General features: G+C 74.8%; 17 protein-coding genes. 8 read left to right on the top strand and 9 right to left on the bottom strand.

Features of this window, described 5'->3' with window-relative positions:
- Window positions 1–45: 45 nt before the first annotated feature.
- From ACQP04_RS06645 to ACQP04_RS06620, 6 genes are all read left to right on the top strand, one after another.
- Window positions 46–1,140 (top strand): sensor histidine kinase, encoded by a 1,095-nt coding sequence (locus ACQP04_RS06645; RefSeq protein WP_433508321.1) that lies wholly within the window; start codon window positions 46–48, stop codon window positions 1,138–1,140.
- Window positions 1,137–1,937, top strand: coding sequence for a LytR/AlgR family response regulator transcription factor (locus tag ACQP04_RS06640; RefSeq protein WP_433506173.1), 801 nt, complete (start codon window positions 1,137–1,139; stop codon window positions 1,935–1,937). The genes ACQP04_RS06645 and ACQP04_RS06640 overlap by 4 nt, the downstream gene beginning before the upstream one ends.
- Window positions 1,938–2,034: 97 nt before the next feature.
- Complete coding sequence (locus ACQP04_RS06635) at window positions 2,035–2,406, top strand: hypothetical protein (RefSeq protein WP_433506172.1); 372 nt, start codon at window positions 2,035–2,037, stop codon at window positions 2,404–2,406.
- A complete protein-coding gene (locus tag ACQP04_RS06630) occupies window positions 2,403–4,061 on the top strand; it encodes a cation acetate symporter (protein WP_433506171.1) in 1,659 nt (552 codons plus the stop codon). Before ACQP04_RS06635 ends, ACQP04_RS06630 begins: the two co-directional genes overlap by 4 nt.
- Window positions 4,062–4,235: 174 nt before the next feature.
- The gene (locus tag ACQP04_RS06625; protein WP_433506170.1) at window positions 4,236–4,604 is read left to right on the top strand and encodes a DUF485 domain-containing protein; all 369 of its coding nucleotides are present in this window, start codon (window positions 4,236–4,238) and stop codon (window positions 4,602–4,604) included.
- Entirely contained in the window at window positions 4,601–6,247 is a 1,647-nt protein-coding gene (locus tag ACQP04_RS06620; protein ID WP_433506169.1) for a solute symporter family protein, read from the top strand. The genes ACQP04_RS06625 and ACQP04_RS06620 overlap by 4 nt, the downstream gene beginning before the upstream one ends.
- 106 nt (window positions 6,248–6,353) lie before the next feature.
- On the opposite strand, the gene ACQP04_RS06615 is transcribed toward ACQP04_RS06620, so the two are convergent.
- The 3 genes from ACQP04_RS06615 to ACQP04_RS06605 all read right to left on the bottom strand — a co-directional run bounded on the left by ACQP04_RS06615 (window position 6,354) and on the right by ACQP04_RS06605 (window position 14,393).
- Complete coding sequence (locus tag ACQP04_RS06615) at window positions 6,354–9,683, bottom strand: ATP-dependent helicase (protein ID WP_433506168.1); 3,330 nt, start codon at window positions 9,681–9,683, stop codon at window positions 6,354–6,356.
- 35 nt (window positions 9,684–9,718) lie between these two features.
- Window positions 9,719–10,645, bottom strand: a complete 927-nt coding sequence (locus ACQP04_RS06610; RefSeq protein ID WP_433506167.1) for a glycoside hydrolase family 16 protein — start codon at window positions 10,643–10,645, stop codon at window positions 9,719–9,721.
- 190 nt (window positions 10,646–10,835) lie between these two features.
- Window positions 10,836–14,393: an ATP-dependent helicase gene (locus tag ACQP04_RS06605; protein ID WP_433506166.1), complete on the bottom strand. Its 3,558-nt coding sequence runs from the start codon at window positions 14,391–14,393 to the stop codon at window positions 10,836–10,838.
- Window positions 14,394–14,527: 134 nt separating this feature from the next.
- Here ACQP04_RS06605 and ACQP04_RS06600 point away from each other — a divergent pair, with 134 nt between their 5' ends.
- Both ACQP04_RS06600 and ACQP04_RS06595 read left to right on the top strand, forming a co-directional pair.
- Window positions 14,528–15,301 carry an alpha/beta fold hydrolase gene (locus ACQP04_RS06600; RefSeq protein ID WP_433506165.1) on the top strand — a complete coding sequence of 258 codons (774 nt, stop codon included), beginning with the start codon at window positions 14,528–14,530 and terminating at the stop codon, window positions 15,299–15,301.
- Complete coding sequence (locus ACQP04_RS06595; protein ID WP_433506164.1) at window positions 15,301–15,579, top strand: MGMT family protein; 279 nt, start codon at window positions 15,301–15,303, stop codon at window positions 15,577–15,579. The genes ACQP04_RS06600 and ACQP04_RS06595 overlap by 1 nt, the downstream gene beginning before the upstream one ends.
- Before the next feature lie 1,151 nt (window positions 15,580–16,730).
- On the opposite strand, the gene ACQP04_RS06590 is transcribed toward ACQP04_RS06595, so the two are convergent.
- From ACQP04_RS06590 to ACQP04_RS06565, 6 genes are all read right to left on the bottom strand, one after another.
- On the bottom strand, window positions 16,731–17,501 hold the full coding sequence (locus ACQP04_RS06590; protein ID WP_433506163.1) for a sirohydrochlorin chelatase: 771 nt from the start codon (window positions 17,499–17,501) through the stop codon (window positions 16,731–16,733).
- The gene (locus tag ACQP04_RS06585; RefSeq protein WP_433506162.1) at window positions 17,498–18,676 is read right to left on the bottom strand and encodes a uroporphyrinogen-III synthase; all 1,179 of its coding nucleotides are present in this window, start codon (window positions 18,674–18,676) and stop codon (window positions 17,498–17,500) included. The genes ACQP04_RS06590 and ACQP04_RS06585 overlap by 4 nt, the downstream gene beginning before the upstream one ends.
- Window positions 18,677–18,723: 47 nt before the next feature.
- Window positions 18,724–19,095 (bottom strand): nitrite reductase small subunit NirD, encoded by a 372-nt coding sequence (gene nirD, locus ACQP04_RS06580; RefSeq protein ID WP_433506161.1) that lies wholly within the window; start codon window positions 19,093–19,095, stop codon window positions 18,724–18,726.
- Window positions 19,095–21,650, bottom strand: a complete 2,556-nt coding sequence (gene nirB, locus ACQP04_RS06575; protein ID WP_433506160.1) for a nitrite reductase large subunit NirB — start codon at window positions 21,648–21,650, stop codon at window positions 19,095–19,097. Before nirB ends, nirD begins: the two co-directional genes overlap by 1 nt.
- 67 nt (window positions 21,651–21,717) lie before the next feature.
- Window positions 21,718–23,076 (bottom strand): MFS transporter, encoded by a 1,359-nt coding sequence (locus ACQP04_RS06570; RefSeq protein ID WP_433508320.1) that lies wholly within the window; start codon window positions 23,074–23,076, stop codon window positions 21,718–21,720.
- Between the two features lie 213 nt (window positions 23,077–23,289).
- A complete protein-coding gene (locus ACQP04_RS06565) occupies window positions 23,290–24,105 on the bottom strand; it encodes a TIGR02569 family protein (protein WP_433506159.1) in 816 nt (271 codons plus the stop codon).
- Between the last annotated feature and the right edge of the window lie 125 nt (window positions 24,106–24,230).

Below are 24,230 nucleotides of genomic sequence, written 5' to 3'. Positions count from 1 at the left end.
GACGGCCGTGCCCTGCGCAGGGCCGCACCCTAGGCTGTGCGCGTGGTGACCGAGGACGCCCCCGTCGCGCGCCGGCGACGGCTGTTCCGCCGGTCCGGCGGCGGGACCACGGACGCCACGGAGGTCCTCGCGGCCGGCTCGGCGATCGCCGCGGACCTGCGCGGCGGCCTCGCCGGGCGGCCCGGCGACCTCGGTCCCGATCCGGTCGCCCGGGCGGCCCGCCGGCTGCGTGCCCTGCTCCGCGCCGACGCCGTCGGGCTGGCCGGCCTGCACGGGGAGCCGGCCTGGGCCGGGCGCCCCGACCCGCAGGCCGACGAGCTCGTCGAGCAGGCGCGCCGGGACGGGCACCGGGCCGCGCGCGGGACCACCGTGGTGCTGCCGCTGCAGGTCCGCGGCGAGCCGGCCGGGGTACTGGCGGTGTGCGGCGACGTCCCGCGCCCGGCCGCGCGGCGGGCCGCGGACTGGGTCGCGGAGGCGCTGGAACGCGGCCGGCTCGAGGCCTCGGCGACCGCCGCCGAGGAGGCCGAGCTGCGGGCGTTGCGCGCGGAGATCTCCCCGCACTTCGTCTACAACGCGCTGACCACGATCGGCTCGTTCGTCGACAGCGACCCGGACCGGGCCCGCGACCTGATCCTCGACTTCGCCGAGTACATCCGGCACTCGGTGGCCCGCCGCGGCGACTACACCACGCTCGCCGGCGAGTTCCGGGCCGTCGAGGCCTACCTGGCGCTGGCCCGCGCGGTGCTCGGCGACCGGCTGCGGGTGCAGGTGCGGATCGCGCCGGAGGTGCTGCCCGTCGCGCTGCCCTTCCTCGCCCTGCAGCCGCTGGTGGAGAACGCGGTGCAGCACGGCGTCGAGCGCCGCAACGAGGGCGGGTCCGTGCAGGTCAGCGGCGAGGCCCAGGGATCGGAGTGTGTGATCGCGATCGAGGACGACGGGCCCGGCATGGACCCCGAGGTGGCCCGCGCGGTGCTCGCCGGGGCCGGCCCGGGCGACGGGCTGGCGCTGACCAACGTGGACCGCCGGCTGCGCGCGGTGTACGGGCCGCAGTACGGGCTGGTCATCGAGACCGCCCTCGGCGCGGGCACCCGCGTGGTCATGCGGGTGCCGCGCTTCCAGCCGGGTGTGGTCGCGTCATGAACGGCGGAGTGAACACCAGGGCGAACGGGGCACGTCTGCGGGTCCTGGCGGTCGACGACGTCGCCCCGGCCCTCGCCGAGCTGACCCGGCTCCTCGCGGCGTCCCGATGCGTCGAGGAGGTCGTACCGGCCGGCGACGCGCTCACGGCGCTGAAGCTGCTGCAGGCCCGCCGGTTCGACGCCGCCTTCCTCGACATCTCCATGCCGGGGATGGACGGGCTGGAGCTCGCGTCGCTGCTGTCCCGGATGACCGACCCGCCGGAGATCGTGTTCGTCACTGCGTTCGAGGAGCACGCCGTCTCGGCCTACGGCGTCGGCGCCCTGGACTATCTGCTCAAACCGGTCGCGGCCGAGCGGCTCGACGCCACCCTCGCCCGGGTGCTGCGGGTCGCGCGGGCGACGGACCCCGCCCCGCCCGTCCCGGCCGTCGACGAACTGGCGGCGGTGTCGGTCGAGCTCGGCGGGCGGACCCGGTACGTCCGGCGGGACGACGTCCGGTTCGCCGAGGCCCAGGGCGACTACGTCCGGCTGCACACGCGCGGCGGCTCGCACCTCGTACGCATGCCGATCTCGCGGCTGGAGGAGCACTGGTCGGGCGTCGGGTACGTGCGGGTGCACCGCAGCTTCCTGCTCGCGGTCCACGCGGTGCAGGAGCTGCGCAGTGACGCCGGCGGTGGGCTGCTCGCCCACACGGACGCCGGCGACGTCCCGGTGAGCCGCCGGCACGCCCGTGAGCTGCGGGAACGCCTGCTCGAGGCCGCCACGCGCGGCGACTTCGCGCCGGGCCGGCCGCGGTGAGCGCGGCTGCGGGGACCGGGGCTGCGCTGGTGGCGGGGCTCGAGGTGGCGGAGCCCGGGGTGCCCGGGCTCGGGGTGGCGGGCCTCGAGGTGCCGGGGTGAGCCGGCAGCGGCGGGTGGCGGTGACCAGCCCGCAGACCCGGGTGGCGCTCGCCGCGCGCCGGGGCGTCTCGGGGGTGCCCCGCTCGCTGACCGGCGAGGAGCTGCGCGCGGCCGCCCGGATCCGGCGCCGCCAGCTGCGGATCGCCGCGAGCACGCTCGCCGCCGCCGCGCTGCTGCTGGTCGGCCTGCCCGTGCTGCTCGGCGTGGTGCCGGTGGGGCTGCGGCTCGGGCCCGTCCCGGTCGTCTGGATCGCCGTCGCGCTGCTGCCCTACCCGGTGCTCGCGGGACTGGCGCACTGGCAGCTGCGCCGCGCGGAGCGCACCGAGGACGGGACCGAGCGGGTCGACGCGGGGTCGCGGGCCCGGTGACCGCGTTCGCCGTCGTCCCGGTCGTGCTGGCGACACTGCTGATCGGGGCGCGCGGCGTCGCGGCCCTGCGCTCCACCTCGGACTTCCTCGTCGCGTCCCGGCGGGTCTCCCCCACGCTGAACGCCGCCGCCGTCTCCGGGGAGTACCTGTCTGCGGCGTCGTTCCTCGGCATCGCCGGGCTCGTCGTCAAGAACGGGGTGGGGGCGCTCTGGTACCCGGTCGGGTTCACCGCGGGCTACCTGCTGATGCTGGTCCTGGTCGCGGCGCCGATGCGCCGCACCGGCGCGCTGACCGTGCCGGACTTCGCCGAGGCGCGGCTCGGCTCGCCGGGCCTGCGCCGGTTCAGCGCCGTCGTGGTGCTGGTGATCGCCGGGCTCTACCTGGTGCCGCAGTTCACCGCCGCCGGCCAGGTCCTCACGCTGGTCAGCGGCGTGCCGCACTGGGTCGGGATCGTGGTCGCGGGCGCGGCGGTCAGCATCACGCTCGCCCTCGGCGGCATGCGCGCGGCGACCTACGTGCAGGCCTTCCAGTTCGTGCTCAAGCTGCTGCTGTTCATCGTCCCGGCGATCTGGCTGGTGGTGGCGGTCGGTGCCGGGACCCGCGCGGAGGCGCTACGGCCCGCCGAGTACGCCGCCTTCCCGCGGCCCACCGAGGTCACCTTCCGGCTGGACACCCGGCTGCAGGTCCGCGAACCGGTCACGGTCCTCGCCGGCGGCGTCCCGGTGCGGCTGGAGCCGGGCGAGCACGTCGCCCCGGGGGACGAGACGTGGGTCTTCCCGGAGGGCGCGGCGGTGCCGGAGATCGCCGGGGCGGCGCTGCCCGGCAGCGACACCTGGCAGCACCCCCTGCTCGACGGCGGCAACGGCCACCCGCTGCTCGCCACCTGGTCGATCCTGGTCGCCACGGCCCTGGGCACGATGGGGCTCCCGCACGTCATCGTGCGGTTCCACACCAGCCCGGACGGCCGCGCCGCCCGCCGGACCGCGGCGATCACCGTCGGGCTGCTCGGCTCCTTCTACGTCTTCACCGTGGTCTACGGGCTGCTCGGCGGGGTGCTGCTGCCGGAGCTGTACCTGTCCGGGGCGACCGACACCGCCGTCGTCGCGCTGCCCTCGCGCGTGGACGGCGGCACCACCGGCGCGGTGTTCACGGCGCTGCTCACCGCGGGCGCCTTCGCCGCGTTCCTCGCCACCTCGCTCGGCCTGCTGCTCGCGCTGGCCGGGGCGCTCGCGCACGACCTGCTGCCCGGCTCGTTGCGCCGGCTGCGGCTGACCGCGCTGCTCGCCGCCGGGGTGATCGTGCTGCTGGCCCTGCCCGCCGTGCGGATCGACGTCGGCGCCGTCGTGACCTCGGCGTTCGCGGTGGCCGCGTCGACCTTCTGCCCGATGCTGGTGCTCGGCATCTGGTGGCGGGGCCTGACGGCACGGGGCGCGTTCGTGGGGATGGCCGTGGGGCTGGCGTCGTCGGCCGGGGTGATGGCGCTGGGGCTGCTCGCGCGGCCGGACCCCGGGCTCGTGGCGCTCCTGCTCGGGCAGCCGGCGCTCTTCTCCGTGCCCCTCGCGTTCCTCACCATGGTCGCGGTGTCCCGCCGCGACCGTCCGCTGCCGGGGGCCGAGGCCGCGATGCTGCGGCTGCACCTGGACGAACGAACCTGAACACCCGACCGTTCGTCGCGGAATCCGACCGTTCGTCGGCCGTTGGTCGTCCGGGCCCGCGGTGTGTCGTGCGTTACTTCCGCCCCCGTTGGGTACTCGGTTGTGCTGTGCCCGGTACGACCCGGTCCGTCCGGGTCCGACGCAGCACGACACCCCACAGTGCGAGGAGGCACCGTGAGCACCACCGAGTCCCCGCCCCCTGCCGGCGAGAGCCCGGCGGGAGGCACCACGGCCCACCCCGACTGGACAACGGTCCAGCAGAGCACCGAGTTCCAGGCCCTGCGCCACCGGCTGCGCAGCTTCGTCTTCCCCCTCACCGCGGCCTTCCTCGCCTGGTACCTGCTGTACGTGGTGCTGGCCAGCTATGCGGCCGGGTTCATGGCGATCAAGCTCGTCGGCAACATCAACGTCGGCCTGGTCTTCGGCCTGCTGCAGTTCGTCTCCACCTTCGCGATCACCACCTGGTACGTGAAGTGGGCGGACAAGAAGTTCGACCCGCACTCGCAGGCGATCCGCGAGGAGATCGAGGGGGCCGGCCGATGAGGTTCCTCGCGCAGGGCGGCGTGGAGGGCTCCAGCCCGCTGCTCAACATCAGCATCTTCGCGGTCTTCGTGATCATCACGCTCGCGATCGTCATCCGCGTGAGCAAGAAGGCGTCGAGCGGCGCCAGTGACTTCTACACCGCGGGCGGCGGCTTCTCCGGCCCGCAGAACGGCATCGCGATCTCCGGCGACTACCTGTCGGCCGCGTCGTTCCTCGGCATCGCGGGCGCCATCGCCCTCTACGGCTACGACGGCTTCCTCTACTCGATCGGCTTCCTCGTCGCCTGGCTCGTCGCGCTGCTGCTCGTCGCGGAGCTGCTGCGCAACACCGGCCGGTACACGATGGGCGACGTCCTGGCCTTCCGGATGCGCCAGCGTCCGGTCCGCGCCGCGGCCGCGACCTCCACGCTCGCCGTCTCGTTCTTCTACCTGCTGGCCCAGATGGCCGGCGCCGGCGGCCTCGTCGCGCTGCTGCTGGACGTCAAGTCGAAGACCGGCCAGTCGATCGTCATCGCGATCGTCGGCGCCCTGATGATCGCCTACGTGCTGATCGGCGGCATGCGCGGCACGACCTGGGTGCAGATCATCAAGGCGGTGCTGCTGATCGTCGGCGCCGGCGTGATGACGCTGTGGGTGCTCGCGCTCTCCGGCTTCAACCTGTCCGCGCTGATGGGCGACGCCGTCGCGCACGTGGGCTCGGCCGGCGAGAAGCTGCTCGCCCCGGGCGCCCAGTACGGCAAGAGCGGCACGACGCGGCTCGACTTCATCTCGCTCGGCCTGGCGCTCGTGCTCGGCACCGCGGGCCTGCCGCACATCCTGATGCGCTTCTACACCGTGCCCACGGCCAAGGAGGCCCGCCGCTCGGTGACCTGGGCGATCTGGCTGATCGGCATCTTCTACCTGTTCACCCTGGTCCTCGGGTACGGCGCGGGCGCCATCGTCGGGCCGGACGCGATCAAGAAGGCGCCCGGTGCGGCCAACTCCGCGGCCCCGCTGCTGGCCTACGAGCTCGGCGGCACGGTCCTGCTGGGCCTGATCGCGGCCGTCGCCTTCGCGACGATCCTCGCGGTGGTCGCCGGACTCACGATCACGGCGTCGGCGTCGTTCGCGCACGACATCTACATCAACGTGATCAAGCACGGCCAGGTGCAGGACGAGCAGCACACCGAGGTCAAGATCGCCCGCCGGACGGCGGTCGTGATCGGCATCGTCGCGATCCTCGGCGGCATCCTGGCCAACGGTCAGAACATCGCGTTCCTCGTGGCGCTCGCCTTCGCCGTCGCGGCCTCGGCGAACCTGCCGACGATCCTCTACTCGCTGTTCTGGAAGAAGTTCAACACCAACGGCGCGCTGTGGAGCATCTACGGCGGTCTCACCATCACGCTGGTGCTGATCGTCTTCTCGCCGGTCGTGTCCGGGAAGCCGGTCGACCCGGCCACCGGCCGGAGCAACTCGATGCTGCAGGGCGTGGACTTCCACTGGTTCCCGCTCGACAACCCGGGCCTGATCTCGATCCCGGCGTCCTTCCTGCTCGGCTACCTCGGCACGGTGCTGTCGAAGGACAAGGCCAACACGGACAAGTACGCCGAGATGGAGGTCCGCTCGCTCACCGGTGTGGGTGTGGAGAAGGCCGTCCAGCACTAGTCACGCACTATGGAACCATAATGCGATTCCGGGGCCGCCTGGATCGCATTATGGTTCCATACTGCTTTGTGGAGCCGTGTTTTCGGGCGTTATGGTTCCATGATGCTCAGGGGCTTTCGGGGATGCCGCGGATCATGGCGTGCAGCTCCTCGGCGGTCTCGAGGTCGGCGGGGCGGAGGGTGACGCCCTCGCGCACGTAGTGGAACGCCGCCCGCACCTTCTCCGGCGGCACCTCCGCCAGCGCCGCCCAGGCCAGCCGGTACACCGCCAGCTGCACCCCGACCGCGTGCCGGCGCGACTCGTCCGGCACCGCCCCCGTCTTCCAGTCGACGACGGTGAACCCGCCGTCCGGGTCGGCGAACACGGCATCCATCCGGCCGCGGACCGCGACCCCCGCCAGCACCGTCTCGAACGACACCTCGGCCTCCACCGGCACCCGGTCCGCCCACTCCGAGGCGAGGAAGGCCTCCTGCAGCTCGGTCAGCTCGGCGTCGGACGACTCGCTCGCCCCCTCGTCCGCGGCACCGGGCAGCTCGTCGATGTCGAGCAGGCGCTCCGCTCCGAACCGCTGCTCCAGCCAGGCGTGGAACGCGGTGCCGCGGCGGGCGTGCGGGTTCGGCGGCAGCGGCAGCGGGCGGCGCAGCCCCGCGGCGAACGCGTCCGCATCGGCCGCGAGCTCGACGAGCTGGCTCACCGAGACGTGCCCCGGGAGCGCGACCGACGGACGGGCGATCCCGGCGGCGCGCTCGGCCAGCAGCACGTCGACGTCCGCCGCCCAGCCCTCCGGGTCCGGCTCCTCGACCGGCTCGGGCTCGATGTCGAAGCTCAGCTGGTCGGTCTCGCGGGCCCGGCGCCGCTCGGCCCGCCGCGCCCGCTCCCGCGTGCGGATCGCCTCGCGGACCAGGTCCGCGCCCTCGTGCACCGCGCCGGCGCGGGGACCGAGCGGGTTCGCGGGCCACTCGGCGGTGACCTGCTCGGCGAGCACCGGGTTCTCGGCCCCCTCCTCCGGCGGCTCCGCCCACACCTCGGGCTCGGCGATCGCGCGCAGCTCCTGCAGGAACGGCGACGGCCCGCGCGGCTTCGAACCCGTGGCGCCCCAGTGGTGGCCCGAGCAGAGCAGGACGTGCTCGGAGCGGGTGAGCGCCACGTAGAACAGCCGCCGCTCCTCCGTCTTCCGACGCTCCTCGAGGGCGGCGTCGTGCTCGTCGAGCGCCAGCTCCACCTGCTTGCGGTCCGGGCCCGGCGGCAGGTACAGCCCGGGCAGGTCGTCCGCATCCCCTCGTAGCGGGACGGGCAGCTCGGCCACACCGGTGAGCCAGGTGCCGGACATCCGCCGCCCCGGGAACACCTGGGTGACCACGTGCGGCACCGCCACGACCTCCCACTCCAGGCCCTTCGCGGCGTGCACGGTGAGGATCTGCACGCGGTCCTCGGCCACCTCGACCTCGCCCGGCGACAGCCCGTCCTCGGCCTTCTCGGCGGTCTCGAGGTAGTCGAGCAGAGCGGGCAGGCTCGCCACCTCGGCGCCGGTCGCGAAATCGGCGACGACGTCCGCGAACGCGTCGAGGTGCGCGCGGCCGGCGGGACCGGGCCGGGCGGCGGTCTCGACGTCGAGCAGCAGGACCCGCTCGACGTCGGCCACCAGGTCGGTGAGCGGCGCCGACGCCCGCGACCGCAGCCAGGACAGCTCGCGCGCGAGCCGGGTGATCCGCGCGTACCCGGCCGGCGAGTAGCGCTCGGGCTCGCCCGGGTCGTCCAGCGCGTCGACCAGGCCCGCCTGCTCGGCCTGCTCCCCCGGCAGCGCGCCCAGCGCGAGCTCCGCCGGCGGCAGCGGCCCGGGGCGCGACGGCAGCGGCGGCACCAGCTCCCGGGCCCGCACCCACAGTGCGGCCAGGTCGCTCACGCCGAGCCGCCAGCGGGCGCCGGTCAGCAGCCGGACCGCAGCCGGCCCGGCCAACGGGTCCGCGACGATCCGCAGCGCGCTGACCAGGTCGCGGACCTCCGGGGTGTCGAGCAGCCCGCCGAGCCCGACGACCTCCACCGGCAGCCCGCGGGCCCGCAGCGCGGCGGCCAGGGCGTCCATGTCGCCGCGGCGGCGGACCAGCACCGCCGAGGTCGGCGGGCCCTCCCCGGCCGCGTCGCGGGCCCGCCAGTGCGCGGCGATGCCGTCGGCCACCCACTCGACCTCGGTGACGACGTCCGGGTGCAGGGCCACCCGCACCTCGCCGGGCACGGCCCTGGGGCCGGGCCGCAGCGCGCCGACGGCCACCGAGTCCGGCGCGGTGCGCAGCGGCTCGGACACGGCGTTGGCCAGGTCCAGCACCTCGGCGGGGTTGCGGAAGCTCGTGAGCAGCCCGTACTCGCGGGCGGGCTCGCCGCCGGGCCGCGGGAAGTCGGTGCGGAACCGGGTGAGGTTCCCCGCGCTCGCCCCACGCCAGCCGTAGATCGACTGGCAGGGGTCGCCGACCGCGGTCACCGCCAGCGGCTCCTCGCGCGCGGGCTCGCCCGGGATCCGGCCGAAGAGCGCGCGGAGCAGGACGCGCTGGGCGTGCCCGGTGTCCTGGTACTCGTCGAGCAGCACGGCCCGGTACTGCGCCCGCTCGATCGCACCGACCTCGGGCCGGGCCTCCGCGACCCGCGCGGCGATCGCGAGCTGGTCGGAGAAGTCCATGGCGCGCTCGGCGGACTTGCGCCGCGCGTACTCCTCGACCAGCGGGAGCAGCTCGGCCCGCAGCCGCTGCGCCCCCATCCGGTCCCGGTACTTCTGCGACGGCTCGGCCCGCTGGCGCTTGCCCGGCGGCGCGTTCTCCATCACCGCGAGCAGGCCGGAGGTGAAGGAGCGCAACCGCTCCGGCTCGACGAGGTGCTCCCCCAGCTCCCCGGCCAGCGCCAGCAGGTAGCCCGTGACCGTGGCCGGCACCCGGTCGACCTCGAGGTCCGCCGCCCACGACGAGACGACGCGGTGCGCGAGCTGCCACGCCGCCGTCTCGCCCAGCAGTCGCGACGCCGGCTCGGCGGGCAGCCGCAGCGCGTGCTCGGCGACGAGCCTGCCGGCGTAGGCGTGGTAGGTCGCGACGGTCGGCTCGCCCGCCAGCAGGGCCGCGCGCCGGCCCCCGCCCGGGTCCAGCTCGTCGAGCAGCGGGGAGCCGGCGAGGCGGCGCAGCCGCGCGCGGACACGCGTGCCGAGCTGCTGGGCGGCCTTACGGGTGAACGTGAGCCCGAGGACCTGCTCGGGCAGCACCTGCCCGGTGGCCACCAGCCAGACGACACGGGCCGCCATCGTCTCCGTCTTGCCCGCGCCGGCCCCGGCCACGACCAGCGCGGACTCGGGCGGCGCGGCGATCACCGCGGCCTGCTCCTCGGTGGGCGGCGGCAGCCCGAGGGCGCGCGCCAGCACCGCGGGCGCGAGGCCCGTGTCGGCAGCGGCGATCGTCACGGCACCTGTCTACCCGACGGCACCGACAGGACCGGTCAGGCGGCCTGCCCGGGCAGCGACGAGACGCGCATGTAGTCGACCTGCAGCCGGGTCTCGGCCGGGGTCGTCTCGTCCGGCGCCGCGAGCCAGTCCTTGGCCGGACCCTGGTCGAGCTGGATGGTGGCGTGCATCGGCGTGGTCGGGATCATCGCCTTGTCGGTGGTCTCGAACGTCTTCCTGCCGTCGATGTACGCGGTCAGCCGGTCCGGGAGCCATTCGAACGCGAAGGTGTGCCACTGCGAGAAGTCGCCCCTGGTGGCGTCGCCGAACGTCTTGTTGGCCGACCCCCCGTAATGGATGATCGTGTGCGCCAGGTCCCGGTTCTCGCCGGGGACCTCCATCATGTCCAGCTCGCCGTCGTCCGGCCACTTCTCGGAGTCCGGCCAGAGCAGGATCGCCGAGCCCCAGCCGCGCCCCTTGTCCGTCCGCGCGCGGAACTCCCAGCGCCCGTACAGCTGCCCCTTCGAGTGGCCGACGCCTCCGGATACCCCGCCGTCGCCGGGGCGGGCGGTGATCGTCAGCGCGCCGTCCACCACGGACACCGCGTCGGGGCTGCGCGTGCCGTTGCCGAACGCGCCCTTGGAGTCGTAGGCGCCCCACGTGCCCTTGTCGAGGGAACCGCCGTTGAACTCGTCGCCGCCCGCGGGCACCCAGGCGACGCCGGACGAGGCCGCCGCGGCCTGGCGGGCGGCGTTCGGAGCCGCCTTCTTCGTGGTCGGCTTCGGCGTCGCCGTGCTGGTCGGCGCGGGTGTCGGCACGGCCGAGGAGGTCGGCGGGGGCGGCGTGGTCGTGGGCGCGAGCACCGCGCCCTGCGACGTGTCGGGGGCGGCGGTCAGCTCGGGCTCGGCCGCGGAGCCGCACGCGCTGAGCACGACGGCCAGCAGGCCGGCGATGCCGACCGCACGGACGCGTTGGCGGGACACGGAGCCTCCAGGGACGGACCGCCGGGCGACGACGCGGGGAGCAGTGACGCGGCGGGAGGGAACGCAAGGGGGACGCGCCCGAACCTAGCGCGAACACCCGGCCGGGTGACCCGCGACCCTCCGAGCGGGCACGGGGGCGCGGTGCACGGTCGCCGCAGGTGGGAGCGGGTGAGCGGGCAGCCCGCCCGGCTCACTCCTCGACCACCGACCGACCGGACTCGACCGCGGGGCAACTCCCCCGAACGGGGCAACGGTCGCAGTCCGGTCCGACGCGCGCGACGTACGCCGGACCGGAGGTCTGCCGCGCGGCCTCCCAGACGACGTCCCGCCACTGTCCGGCCGCGTCGGCGTCGAGCGGCGGCTGGACGGGCTCCTTCGGCGAGCCCGTGGCCTTGCGGTCGGCCACGAACACCAGGCGCGCCCCACCCGGTCGGGTGCCCTCGCCGACCAGGTCCGAGAAGGCACCCAGGGTCGCGGCGAGCTGGTAGACCGCGAGCTGCGGGTGCTCGGCGGCCGACGCGGCGCTGACCGCGGTCCGCCCCGTCTTGACGTCGACGACGACCGGGCGGCCCTCCGCGTCGACCTCCAGCCGGTCGACCCGGCCGCGCAACCGCACGGTGGGGCGGGGCGTGCCGACCTCGACCGCGTCCGGGTCGTCGCCCTCGATGTCGAGCTGGACGGGGTGCTCGACGGCGACCAGCCGCAGGCCCTGCTCGCGGCTCTCCCGCAGCCACTGCGCGTAGCCGGCGAGCATGCCGCGGACCCGGGCCAGCTCGCGGCGGCCGAACCAGGGCGCGCCCGCGTCGAGCCGGGCCCAGGCGGTGCGCAGGGCGGCGTCGAGCTCCGCGGGCTCGGCGCCCGCGGCCTGCGCCTGCACGAGTGCGTGGACGAGCGAGCCGGTGACGGCCGACAGCGCGCCGGTCTCGTTGCCGCCGTGCCGCTCCAGCACCCAGCGCAGCGGGCAGGACAGGATCCGCTCGATGTCCGACGGCGACACGGGCACGATCTCGCCCTCGGGGCGCAGCGGCGCCTCGGCCGACGGCTCGGGCAGGCCGTACCAGTCGTCCGGGTGGGCGCCCGGCACCTTCTCCGCGGCGAGCCGGGCCAGCTGGGCCGCCGCGCGCCTGCGCCGGGCCGCGCGGGCGGGGTCGCCGTGGTCCGGCTCGGTGACGGCGCGGCGCAGCTCGCCGACCAGCTCGGCCAGGACGAGCGCGCGGCCGGGCCGGAAGGTGGGCCGGCCCTCGGTGGCGTCGGCCGGGAGCGGGTCGAGCTCGTCGAGGAACCGGGAGGGCTGCTCGTCCTCCGCGTGCACCGCGCTGACCAGCAACGTGCGCCGGGCGCGGGTGCAGGCGACGTAGAACAGCCGCCGCTCCTCGGCGAGCAGCGGGGCGACGCGGGACACGACCGCCTCGGCGCCGGTCGGTTCGGCGACACCGGCGACGACGTCGACCAGCCGCTCGCTGCCCAGCAGGCTGCCGCGCAGCCGCAGGTCCGGCCAGCTGCCCTCCTGCACGCCCGGGACGGCGACGACCTCCCACTCGCGGCCGCGGGCGGCGTGCGCGGTGAGCAGCGCGACGGCGTCCTCCCGCGGGGCCCCGGTGGTCTGGGTGTCGCCGGGGAGGTGCTGGTCGCCGAGGTACTCCGCGAAGCCGGCGACGTCCGCCCCGGGAAGCCGGTCGGTGTAGCGGGCCGCGGCGTCGAACAGCGCGAGGACGGCGTCGAGGTCCCGGTCCGCGGCCGCACCCACGGGGCCGCCGCGGGCGCTGGCGGCGGCCCAGCGGCGGGCGAGCCCACTGCGCTGCCAGACCCGCCACAGGACCTCCTCGACCGTGCGGCCCTCGCCGGCAGCCTCCGCGGCTGTGGCGAGCAGGGTCGACACCGCGCGCAGCGGGGCGCTGTCGCCGGGCGGGAGCGCGGTCAGCGGGTCGGGACGGCCTGCCGCGGCGGCGCGCAGGGCCTCGACCAGCAGCGGATCACTGCCGACGCGCTCGACCTCCTCCGCGGAAAGGTCGTGGGGGTCGGGGGACGGTGCGGACTCGGAGGCCGGGACGAGGGTGGGGCCGGCGGGCGGGGCGGGATCGGCGAACGGGGCGGAATCGGCGAACGGGGCGGGGCTGGCGGGCAGGGCGAGGCTGGCGGGAAGGGCGGCAGGGGCGGCGAGGTCGGCGGCATGACGGCGCCGGCCCTCCTCCCCCGCGGCGTGCAGGCGCAGGAGCCCGCGGCGCAGCCGGCGCATCCGCATGGGGTCGCCGGAGCCGAGGGCCGAGGTGAGCAGGGCGGTGGCGGCGTCGGCGTCGATCTCCTCGGGCCGGGTGGCGGCCCGGAGGATCAGCAGGAACGGCAGCACCGCGGGCTGCCGCGCGAGCGGCAGTTCCTCGGGCGGCGCCGCAATCGGGACGCCCGCCGCCACGAGCGCGCGCCGCAGGGCCGGGAGGGTCCGCCGCGCCGACCGCGACAGCACAGCCATCTCCGACCACGGCACGCCCTCGACCAGGTGGGCGCGCCGCAGCCGGTCGGCGATCCAGGCCGCCTCCGTCGCCGCCGACGAGAACGTGCGGACCAGCACGGAACCGGGATCCGGGACCTCGTGCGACAGCGACGCGGGGGCGACCCGCAGCCGGCCCTCCCCCGAGCCGGACAGCCGCGACGCCAGCCGGGCCCCCGCGGCGCGCACCGCGTCCCGCTGCCGGTGGTCGACGGTGAGCACCGCGGTGGGTGCGTCGACCGCGCGCAGCCCGTCCGGGTCGGCGCCGCGGAACCCGAGGACGGCCTGGTCCGGGTCGCCGGCGATCAACGTGCTGGTGGCGGTGCGGGCCAGCACCCGGACCAGCTCGAGCTGCTGGGGGTCGAGGTCCTGCGCGTCGTCGACCAGGAGGTGCCGGACGCGCTCGCGCTCCGTGTGGAGCAGCTCGGGGTCGAAGGCCAGCGCGTCGAGCGCCGCGGCGACCAGCTCCGCGGAGTCGAGGGCGGGTGCGGTGGCCTGCGGCGCCGCCCCGCCCGCGGCTCCCCGCAGCAGGATGACCTGCTCGTACGTGCGGAAGAACCGACCGGCGGCCGCCCACTCCGGGACTCCGTGGCGCTCCCCGAGCCCGAGGAGCTCCTCGGGCCCGAGCCCGCGCTCCTCCGCACGCAGCAGGAGCTCGCGCAGCTCGGCGGCGAACGCGGGGATGCCGAGCGCGGGCCGCAGCCGCTCGGGCCAGCCCGAGCCGGGGACGCTGCCGTTCCAGTTCGCGATCTCGCCGGCCAGGAGGTCGCGGACCACCGCGTCCTGCTCCGCGCCCGCGAGCAGCCGGGGCGGCGGGTCACCGGCGCGCGCCGCGTGCAGCCGCATGATCCCGAACGCGTACGAGTGCACGGTCCGCACGAGCATCTCGCGCGAGGTGCGGGCCTGGATCGCGGTGGCGGCCGCGTCGTCGGGGTGGATCCTACGGACCAGCCGTTCGCGCAGGTCCGCGGCCGCGCGCCGGCTGCCGACGAGGAACAGGATGCGGCCCGGGTCGACGCCCGCCCGCACCCGCCGCGCCACGCCCTCCAGCAGCACGGTGGTCTTTCCCGTGCCCGGCCCGCCGATCACCCGCAGCGGCCCTGCCCTGTGTTCGACGACCCGTCGCGCCGCCGCCTCCCACTCCGGCTCCGGCTCCGCCGGCCGGGGCGGGCGCACCAGCAGCGGCCCCTCGGCCGCGCTCGCACGACCGCCACCGACGGGCAGGCCGTCGACCGCGGCGCGCCGGGCGGGATCGGGGGTCACGGTCCGAGATTCGACCACGCCCCACCGACAGTGTCGAAAGGGGTCGCGGGGCGCGGATGGCACTCCTGTGGCGCTCGCGGCGGAAGGCGCGGATCACGGGCGATCCCGTCGGGGTGGGGTGGCACGATCACCGCATGCCCGACTCCCCCCTCCACGTCCACCTCGCCGGCGACCCCGCCGGCGCGCCGGTGCTCGCCCTGCACGGCGTCACCGGGCACGGGCTGCGCTTCCGCCCGGTGACAGAGGCACTGCCGGCGCTGCGCTGGCTCGGCGTCGACCTGCGTGGGCACGGGCGGTCGCCGTGGGCGCCGCCGTGGAACCTGGAGCAGCACGTCGCCGACGCGCTCGGGGTGCTCGACGCGCACGGGGTCGAGCGGGCGGCCGTCGTCGGGCACTCGTTCGGCGGGGCGATCGCCACGCACCTCGTCCGTACCGCGCCCGAGTGCGTCACGAAGCTGGTGCTGCTCGACCCGGCGATCGGGCTGGACCCGCAGGACATGCTCGAGACGGCCGAGGAATCCCGGGGCGACGAGTCCTACCCCGACCGGGAGGCGGCGCGCGCGGCCAAGGCGGAGAGCTGGGCCGGGGTGCCGGCGGCACTGGTCGACGCCGAGGTCGAGGCCCACCTCGAGGAGCGGGACGGGGCCTGGCGGTGGCGCTACTCGCGCGCGGCGCTGGTCGCGGCGTGGGGCGAGATGGCGCGCGAGGCCGTGGTGCCGCCGGCGGGCCGTCCTACGCTGATCATGCCCGCCACCGGGGCGGACTTCGTCTCGGAGAAGTGGCTCGAGGCGTGCCGCACCGAGCTGGGCGAGCAGCTCACGGTCATTCCGGTGGACACCGGGCACATGCTGTACCTCGAGCGGAGTGCCGAGGTCGCGGGGCATCTGCGGGGCTTCCTGGAGGGCTGATGGACGAGGAGATGCTCGAGCGGGTGCGAGCCGTCGTGGCCGCGATCCCGCCGGGCGCGACCAGCACGTACGGCCGGGTCGCCGCCGACGCCGGCCTCCCCGGTCGCGCCCGGCTGGTGGGCCGGATCCTCGCGGAGGACGGGCACGACCTGCCCTGGCACCGCGTCCTGCGCGCCGACGGCACCTGCGCCCCGCACATCGCGCAGGAGCAGTCCGCGCGGCTGCGGGCCGAGGGCGTGCTCCTCGTCGACGGCCGCCTCCCCCGCGACCGCCGCTGATCAGCGTTCCCGTGCGGTCAGGGTCGACGGCCTGCAGCCGACGCACCCGGCCGACGATCACGGACGGGAACTTCTTCCCGCGCAGCTGCACGCTGGTCAACCTCGGTCATGATCAGCAGTTCGATGCAGCGACGGCTTTCGAGAAAGCCGTGCGTGCACGCACCCGACGATCAAGGGCCGGCGCGTCCCCATCGATCGCTGTTCAAGTGCGTATAGGGCATTCACAACAGCCCTAGGCGCACGCAACCGACGATCATGAACGACACTGCTCCTCGACGACCTTGACCACGATCAGCAGCTGGGTGCAGGGACGGTTTCCCGACGAGCCGCGGGCGCACGCGCCCGACGATCAACATCGGCGCTGTCCCAGATGATCGCGGGTCCGATGCACACAAAGCCTTAAGACCAGCCTCTCAGCACGCGCTCGGGCGATCAGGGAACATCCAGCTCCGGGACGACCTCGACCACGACCGCACTCGGGTGTAGCGACGGTTCTCCGACGAGCCGTCAGGTGCACGCACTTCGCGATCACAGCCAGCGCGCTTCCTGATGATCGCGGCTCGAGTGCGTATAGGGCATTCGAACCAGCCCTCGACGCACGTATACGGCGATCACGAACAGCACGTCGCTCGACGACCTCGGTCGTGATCACCAGTCGGGTGCGACGACGGCATCCCAGCGAGCCGCGAATGCACGCGCACAACGATCAAAGGCGATGACTCCCTGATGATCGCGGTTTGACTGCGCGGACGGCCTTTCCGCCACCCTCATCGCACGCGCTTGATGATCATGGACGCGTCGCGGCCTGCCGACTGAACCGTGATCAGCAGCTGAATGCAGCGACGGCTTCCCGGCGAGCCGTCAAAGCACGCACTTCGCGATCACTCGTGACGCATTCCCTGTTGATCGCGGTTCGAGTGCGCAGAGGGCCTTTACGCCAGCCCTCGACGCACGCAGCCAGCGATCATGAACGGGGTGCGATTCCTCGACGACCACAACCATGATCACCAGCTGGGCGCAATCACGGTCCCTCGGCAAGCCGTGGGTGCACGAATCCGACGATCACCTGCGGCGCTCGATCAACGCGCCCCACCCCCTTGGTCGTGAGTGGCGATAGTCGCCAGAGCGACTACCCCCACTCACAGGGGTCGTCAGGCCGCGACCGTGCCGGTCTCGACGCCGGCGTGGTAGCGCGACACCACCGCGGCGACGACGTCCGGGTGGGCGCCCAGCGGGTCGCCCACCACGTCCGCACCGGAGTTGCGGATGCGGGTGTGGAAGACCCCCGGCGCGAGCAGCCAGGACACCACGGAGATCCGCTCGGACCCGGCGCGGCGCAGGCCGTCGACCAGCGCGTCGATCCGGGGGGCGGCGGTGGCGGCGAACCCGACCCGCACGCCGCGGCCGAGGGCGTCGGCGAGCATCTTGCCCGCGGCACGGACCTCGGCGAGCGCCGCGGCGTCGGAGGACCCGGCCGCCGCCAGGACGACCGTGTCGCCGACCCGGTGCCCGGCGTCGGCCACGCGCGCCAGCGCGGCGCGGACGAGCAGCGGGTCGGGGCCGAGCGCGGCCGTGACCACGAAGCGGGCCGGGTCCGCGCCGGCCTCGGCGAGCTGGGCGGGGAGGTCGGTGCGCACGTGGTAGCCGGAGGCGAGGAAGGCGGGCAGGACCACGGCGCCGTCGAGACCCCGGATCGCGTCGGCGACGGCCGGCCGCCGGACGTCGACGTACCCGACCCGCACCTCGGTCCCGGGCAGCGCAGCGCGCGCACCGGCCGCGATCTCCTGGACGACGGCATCGGCGGCGTCGGAGCGGCTCCCGTGCGCGACGAGGACCAGCGGCGGCCGTGCCCCGGACCACTCCTCCGACGGCGACGACGCCTGCATCGCGACGGACAGGTCGCCCGGCGGAACGGCCCTCACCGCTCGTCCCCGGAGACGCAGTGCCCGCCGACGGGCGAGGGACCGGCGTTGGGGTCGAGCGCGAGCCGGTACCCCCGCTTCACCACGGTCTGGATCAGCTTCGGCACTCCCAGCGCCGACCGCAGCCGGGCCATCGCCGTCTCGACGGCGTGCTCGTCGTCGCCCCCGCCGGGCAGCGCGCGCAGCAGCTCGGCGCGCGAGACCACCCGGCCCGGGCGCCGGGCGAGCACCCGCAGCAGGGCCATCCCGGTGGGCGGCACCGCCTTCAGCTCGCCGTCGACCAGGGCGGCGTGCCCGCGCAGCTCCAGCCGGTGCCCGGCGACGGGCAGCCGCCGGGCGCGGGCCGGGGCCTCGGCCTCCAGCGCACGGACCATCGCGCCGAGGCGCGAGCGCTGCGGCTGCAGGGTCGGGACGTCGACGGCCGCCAGCGGCGCCGCCGTGACCGGCCCGACGCACACGACCAGCACCGGGCCGCGCAGCGCCGCGATCAGCTCGTCCCGCAGCCTGCGCTCGGCCGCCCGGGCCAGCAGGCTCGCGGCCGCGGGTGCGCTGGTGAAGGTCAGCATGTCGACGCCGCCGGCCAGCACGAGATCGGTGAGCCGGTCCATCGGAGCGAGGTCGGCGGGCGGCACCCACCGGTAGACCGGCACCTCGACGACCTCGGCGCCGGCCATCTCCAGCGCCTCGACGACGTCGGGCAGGGGTTCGCCGTGCAGCTGGACCGCGATGCGCCGGCCGTCGACCCCCTCCTCGAGGAGGTGGTCGAGCACCTCGGCGGACGACTCCGACGGCGGCGACCACACCTCCGTCAGCCCGGATGCCCGGATCTGCCCGCGCGCCTTCGGGCCGCGGGCCAGCAGCTCGCCGCGGGCCAGCGCGGCCAGCAGGTCCTCACCCATCCCCCAGCCGTCCGCGGCCTCGATCCAGCCGCGGAAGCCGATGCCGGTGGTGGCGACGGTGACGTCCGGCGGCCGCTCGATCAGGTCGCGCGTGCGGGCCTCGAGCTCGGCGTCGTCGGCCAGCGGGACGATGCGCAGCGCCGGGCCGTGCTGCACGCACGCCCCCCGGCGCTCGAGCATCGTGCCCAGCTCCTCGGCCCGGCGGGCCGCCGTGACACCGACGGTGAAGCCCGCCAGCGGAGGGACCTGCGCCTCGGTGGTGGTGGGGGCGCTCATCGGAGCATTCTCCGCTACGTCGGGGTCGATGCTGAACGCCGGAGTGGTCACCGTAACCCGATCTGCACGAGACCGTCGTGCAGCCGGACCGGGTAGACCGGCACGGAGACCCCGGGGGCGTCGAGGCACCGGCCGTCGACCAGGCTGAACGACTCCTTGTAGACGGGCGAGGCGACGGTCGGCTCGCCGCCCCGGTCGCCGACGATGCCGCGGGACAGCACCGCCGCCCCGGACCTCGGGTCGACGTTGCCCAGGGCGTACAGCTCGCCGCCGTGGGTGCGGAAGATCGCGACCTGCTCCTCGCCGAAGAGGGCGGCGACGCCGCGCTCGGGCTGCAGCCGCTCCAGCGGGCAGGCCGTCTCCCAGCGCCGGGCCGTGGACATGGTGTCCGTGGTCGGACGGTCGTCGGTCGTGGTCATCACTCAACCTCCTGGCGGCCGAACGCGGGCACCCCGATGAGGACGGGCTCGGGATCACCCGCCCGCGGCGTCGGGACGGGCTGGCCCCGCTCGGTCACGAACGAGATGGTCGGGTCGGGCCTCCCCGGCTCGTTGACGAAGGAGACATAGCGCTCCAGCTTCTTCGGGTCCTCGAGGACCCCGCGCCACTCGTCGGCGTAGTTCTCGACGTGGAGGGCCATCGCCGCGTCGAGCTCGGCGCAGATGCCCAGCTTGTCGTCGACGATCACCTCGCGCAGGTGGTCGAGGCCGCCCTCCAGCTCCTCCAGCCACGGCGCGGTGCGCTGCAACCGGTCCGCGGTGCGGATGTAGAACATGAGGAACCGGTCGATGGTGCGGATCAGGGTCTCCTGGTCCACGTCCTGCACGATGAGCTGCGCGTGCCGGGGGGTCGCGCCCCCGTTGCCGCCCACGTAGAGGTTCCAGCCCTTCTCCGTGGCGATCACGCCGAAGTCCTTGGACCGGGCCTCGGCGCACTCGCGCGCACAGCCCGAGACGCCGGACTTGAGCTTGTGCGGGCTGCGCAGCCCGCGGTAGCGCAGCTCCAGCAGCACGGCCATGCCGACCGAGTCCTGCACGCCGTAGCGGCACCAGCTCGACCCGACGCAGGACTTCACCGTGCGCAGCGACTTGCCGTACGCATGCCCGGACTCGAACCCGGCGTCGACCAGGCGCTTCCAGATCGCGGGCAGCTGCTCGACGCGCGCGCCGAACATGTCGATCCGCTGGCCGCCGGTGATCTTCGTGTAGAGCCCGAAGTCCCGCGCCACCTCGCCGATCACGATCAGGCCCTCGGGCGTGATCTCGCCGCCCGCGATGCGCGGCACGACCGAGTAGGTACCGTTGCGCTGCATGTTCGCGAGGAAGTGGTCGTTGGTGTCCTGCAGGGCGGCCTGCTCGCCCTCGTGGATGTGGCCGTTGCCGAGCGAGGCGAGGATCGAGGCGACGGCGGGCTTGCAGACGTCGCACCCGCGTCCGCGGCCGTGCTTCTCGACGACCTCGGTGAACGTCCGCAGCCCGGTGCTCGCGATGACCTGGAACAGCTCGGCGCGCGAGAGGTCGAAGTGCTCGCAGAGCGCCTTCGAGACCTCGACACCCTCGTCGACCAGCAGCTTCTTGAGCAGCGGGACGCAGGAGCCGCAGCTCGTGCCGGCCTTGGTGCAGACCTTGAGGTCCGGGACCGTCGCGCACCCGCCGGAGTGGATCGCCTCCTTCAGCGCGCCCTTGGTCACCGCGTTGCAGGAGCAGATCTGCGCCGAGTCCGGCAGCGCGTCCGCCCCCAGCTCGACGCCGCCGGGCGCGATCATCGCGACCGGGTCGGCCGGGAGCTTCATGCCGACCATCGGGCGGAGCGTGGAGTACTTCGACGCGTCGCCGACCAGCACCCCGCCGAGCAGGGTCCGGGCGTCGTCGGACACCACGAGCTTCGAGTAGGTCCCCGCCACCGGGTCGTTGACGACGACCTCGAGCGCGCCCTCGGTGGACGCGTGCGCGTCGCCGAAGCTCGCCACCTCGACGCCCAGCAGCTTGAGCTTGGTGGACATGTCGAGCTCTTCGGGGGTCATCCGCGCCTGGCCGCCGAGCAACCGGTCCGCGACGACCTCGGCCATCGCGTACCCCGGCGCGACCAGGCCGTAGGTGCGGCCCTCGAGGGCCGCGACCTCGCCGATCGCCCAGACGTTCTCGTCGTCGGTGCGGCAGGTCGCGTCCACCCAGACGCCGCCCCGCTCGCCGAGGCGCAGCCCGGACTCGCGGGCCAGCGAATCCGCCGCCCGGATGCCCGCCGAGAAGACGACGACGTCTGCGTCGAGCTCGACCTCGTCGGACAGCGTGGCGACCAGCCGGTCCCGCTCCTCGCGGATGCCGCTCACCGCGACCCCGGTCCGCACGGCGATGTCCTGGCTGGTCACCAGGTGCTTCAGCAGGGCGCCGCCGCCGTCGTCGACCTGCACCGGCATGAGCCGCGGCGCGATCTCCACGACCTGCGGCGAGAGCCCGAGCAGGCGCATGGCCCGGGCCGCCTCCAGCCCGAGCAGGCCGCCGCCGACGACGACGGCGGAGCGCCGCCCCGGGCCGGGCCGGGCGACGGCGACCGCGGCGGCCGCCTTGATCGCGTCGAGGTCGTCGAGCGTGCGGTAGACGAAGCAGTTCGGCAGGTCGCGGCCGGGGACCGGCGGCACGAACGGCACGGACCCGGTGGCGAGGACCAGGGCGTCGTAGGTGAGCTCGGCGCCGGAGGCGGTGCGGACGGTGCAGCGCTCCCGGTCGACCGTGACGGCCGGGTCGCCGAGCCGCAGGTCCACCAGCGGATCGGCGAGCTCGGCGAGCCGCAGCTCCTCCTCGCTCTTCCCGTCGACGTACGACGACAGGGCGACCCGGTCGTACGCCTGCCGGGTCTCCTCGCCGAGGACGGTGATCCGCCAGGCGCCGCGCCGGTCGCGGTCGCGCAGCGCCGAGACGAGCCGGTGCCCGACCATCCCGTTGCCGATTACGACGAGATGCCGTGTGTCCGTCACGTCGTACCTCCTGTGCCGCATCGGGTGCGGCGTCCGTGCTGCTCGTCCGGGTGGATCGGGGGTGCGGTCAGACGCGGGCGAGGGCGAGCTGGCCGTCGCCGGTGCGGACCGAGGACATCTGCCGCTGGTAGACGGCCCAGGTGATGCCGGCGCAGACGACGTAGAAGGCCAGGAAGGCCCAGAACGCGGGGACACCGGACTTCGTCGCCGCGAAGGACTGCCGGAAAGCGAGGTTGATCAGCAGGCCGCCGAGCGCGCCGACCGCCGAGATCAGGCCGATCGCGGCGCCGGAGACGCGGCGGGCGTGCAGCATCGCCGCGGCGCGGTCCGCACCCTCACCGATCCGCTCCAGCGCCTGCCGGCGGAAGATCGCCGGGATCATCTTGTAGGTCGAGCCGTTGCCGATGCCGGAGAAGACGAACAGCAGGATGAACCCGAGCGTGAACAGGGCCAGCGAGCCGGTGCCCGACGCCAGGATGCAGACCAGTGCCGACACCGCCATCAGCCCGAAGTTGACCGCGCTGACCTTGGCGCCACCCAGCTTGTCGGCCATCCAGCCACCGATGGGCCGGATGAACGAACCGAGCAGCGGGCCGATGAAGGTGACGGCCGCGGCCTGCAGCGGGGTGCGGCCGAACTGGGTCTGCAGGACCAGGCCGAAGGCGAAGCTGTACCCGATGAAGGACCCGAAGGTGCCGATGTAGAGCACCGACATGATCCCGGTGTCGCGCTCCTTCAGGGCCAGCGAGAAGGCGCCCTTGTCGTTGCTGACCGACGCGAGGTTGTCCATCGAGAAGGCCGCGACGACCGAGCAGACCACGATCAGCGGAATGTAGACGGCGAGCAGCAGCTTCGGCTGGGAGGCGCCGGTGGTGGCGATGATCAGCAGCGCGATGAGCTGGATCAGCGCGACGCCGAGGTTCCCGCCGCCCGCGTTGAGGCCCAGGGCAGTGCCCTTACGACCCTCCGGGAAGAAGGCGTTGATGTTCGTCATCGACGAGGCGAAGTTGCCGCCGCCGAAGCCGGCCAGGGCCGCCATCAGCACGAACACCGAGTACGGGGTGCCGGGCTGGAGCACGAAGGCCGCGGCGATCGTGGGGATCAGCAGCATCGCACCGCTGATCACCGTCCAGTTGCGGCCGCCGAAGCGGGCGACCGCGAAGGTGTAGGGCACCCGCAGGATCGCGCCGACGAGCGTGGCGGTCGCGCCGAGGAAGAACTTCCCGGCCGCGTCGACGCCGTACTCCGGGCCCATGAACAGGACGAAGACCGACCACAGGGTCCAGACGGAGAACCCGACGTGCTCGACGAAGATCGACGCCCAGAGGTTCCGGTTCGCGACCGCCTTGCCCGTGCGCTCCCAGAAACCGGCGTCCTCCGGCTCCCAGTGCTGGATCCACCGCCCCCCGACGATGCCCCGGGACACGGTCCCGGTCTCGGTGTCGGTCGGTCCTTCTGCGGTGGCTGTCACGCCGGCCCTCCTGGTCGCATCCGTGGTCGTGTCTCTCGGATGCGCAGGACGGTAGGCAGCCGGGATTACCCCGGGGTGGCCCCGTGTGACACGGGCGCAAAGCCCCGCTCACGTGCGTTCAGCTGCGGTGTGAGGTCACAACGCGCTGGTCAGGGATGTGAGGGTGGGTCAGAGGCGGGCGCTGACGAGCCCGGCGACCCGCTCCAGCCCGGCCACGCTGCGTGCCGACGCGTCGGGGTGCTGGGCGTGCAGGGCCAGCCGGTACAGCGCGGCGCGCAGCAGCGCCTGGGGCCATTCGTCGAGGTGCGCCCACCGGTCCATGAGGCCCTCGTCGGCCCCGCCCCAGGCGATCGCGTCGACGACGACGACCGCCGCCGCCCACTCCGGCGGCCGCCAGAACGGGACCAGGTCGAGGACCACGGGGACGCCGTCGCCGTCGAACAGCACGGCGCCGAACAGCTCGCCGTGCACGACCTGCGGCGGCGACTTCATCGGCCGCCGGTGGGCCGCCAGCTCGGCGAACAGCCGGCCGCCCGAGGCCTCGTCGAGGGCGAAGCGGCGCTCGCCGAACGCCGCGGCGGCGGAGCGGGCCAGCAGGTCGTCGCGGTTGTCGAGCAGCCGGGGGCGCTGGACGGTGGCGGTCGCGGCGTGCAGGCGCAGGCTGGCCGAGACGACGTCGTCGTGCCGGGGCTCGGAGGCGCCGGCGAGGAAGCGGGACGCGGCCCAGCCCGCGACGACCCAGCGGCCGTCGGACGAGCGGACGGGGCGGGCCAGCCGGACCGCCTCCACGTCCAGGGTCTCGAGGACGCCCGCGGACCAGGCGGCCATCGCGTTGTCGGCGACCGGGCGCAGCAGGACCTCGCCGCAGTGCCAGGCGCGCTGCCCGGCCCAGACCACGGGGCGGGGCGTCGCGTCCTTCACGCCGAAGGCGACGCGGACGTGCTCGGGGAGCGCGCTCGCCTGCGGGACCGTTGCTGCCGTCACGGGGCGCCACGCTACCTGCGCCGACCCGTGGATCAGGTGTGCCACGCGGAAAATCGTGCGCAGGGCGGATCGTGCGCCGGGGCCGCGGCCGCGGTGCGGGGCTCGTACCAGGGCAAGGAGCCTTG

The organism is Pseudonocardia halophobica, from assembly GCF_050948485.1.
Lineage (GTDB): Bacteria > Actinomycetota > Actinomycetes > Mycobacteriales > Pseudonocardiaceae > Pseudonocardia > Pseudonocardia halophobica.
This window is presented reverse-complemented; position numbering and strand designations above follow the sequence as displayed.

Bases quoted from the DNA above. Each gene is read 5' to 3' on its own strand.
- ACQP04_RS06640 (WP_433506173.1), top strand. From the start codon at position 1,137: ATGAACGGCGGAGTGAACACCAGGGCGAACGGGGCACGTCTGCGGGTC.
- ACQP04_RS06620 (WP_433506169.1), top strand. From the start codon at position 4,601: ATGAGGTTCCTCGCGCAGGGCGGCGTGGAGGGCTCCAGCCCGCTGCTC.
- ACQP04_RS06600 (WP_433506165.1), top strand. From the start codon at position 14,528: ATGCCCGACTCCCCCCTCCACGTCCACCTCGCCGGCGACCCCGCCGGC.
- ACQP04_RS06595 (WP_433506164.1), top strand. From the start codon at position 15,301: ATGGACGAGGAGATGCTCGAGCGGGTGCGAGCCGTCGTGGCCGCGATC.
- ACQP04_RS06585 (WP_433506162.1), bottom strand. From the start codon at position 18,676: ATGAGCGCCCCCACCACCACCGAGGCGCAGGTCCCTCCGCTGGCGGGC.
- nirD (WP_433506161.1), bottom strand. From the start codon at position 19,095: ATGACCACGACCGACGACCGTCCGACCACGGACACCATGTCCACGGCC.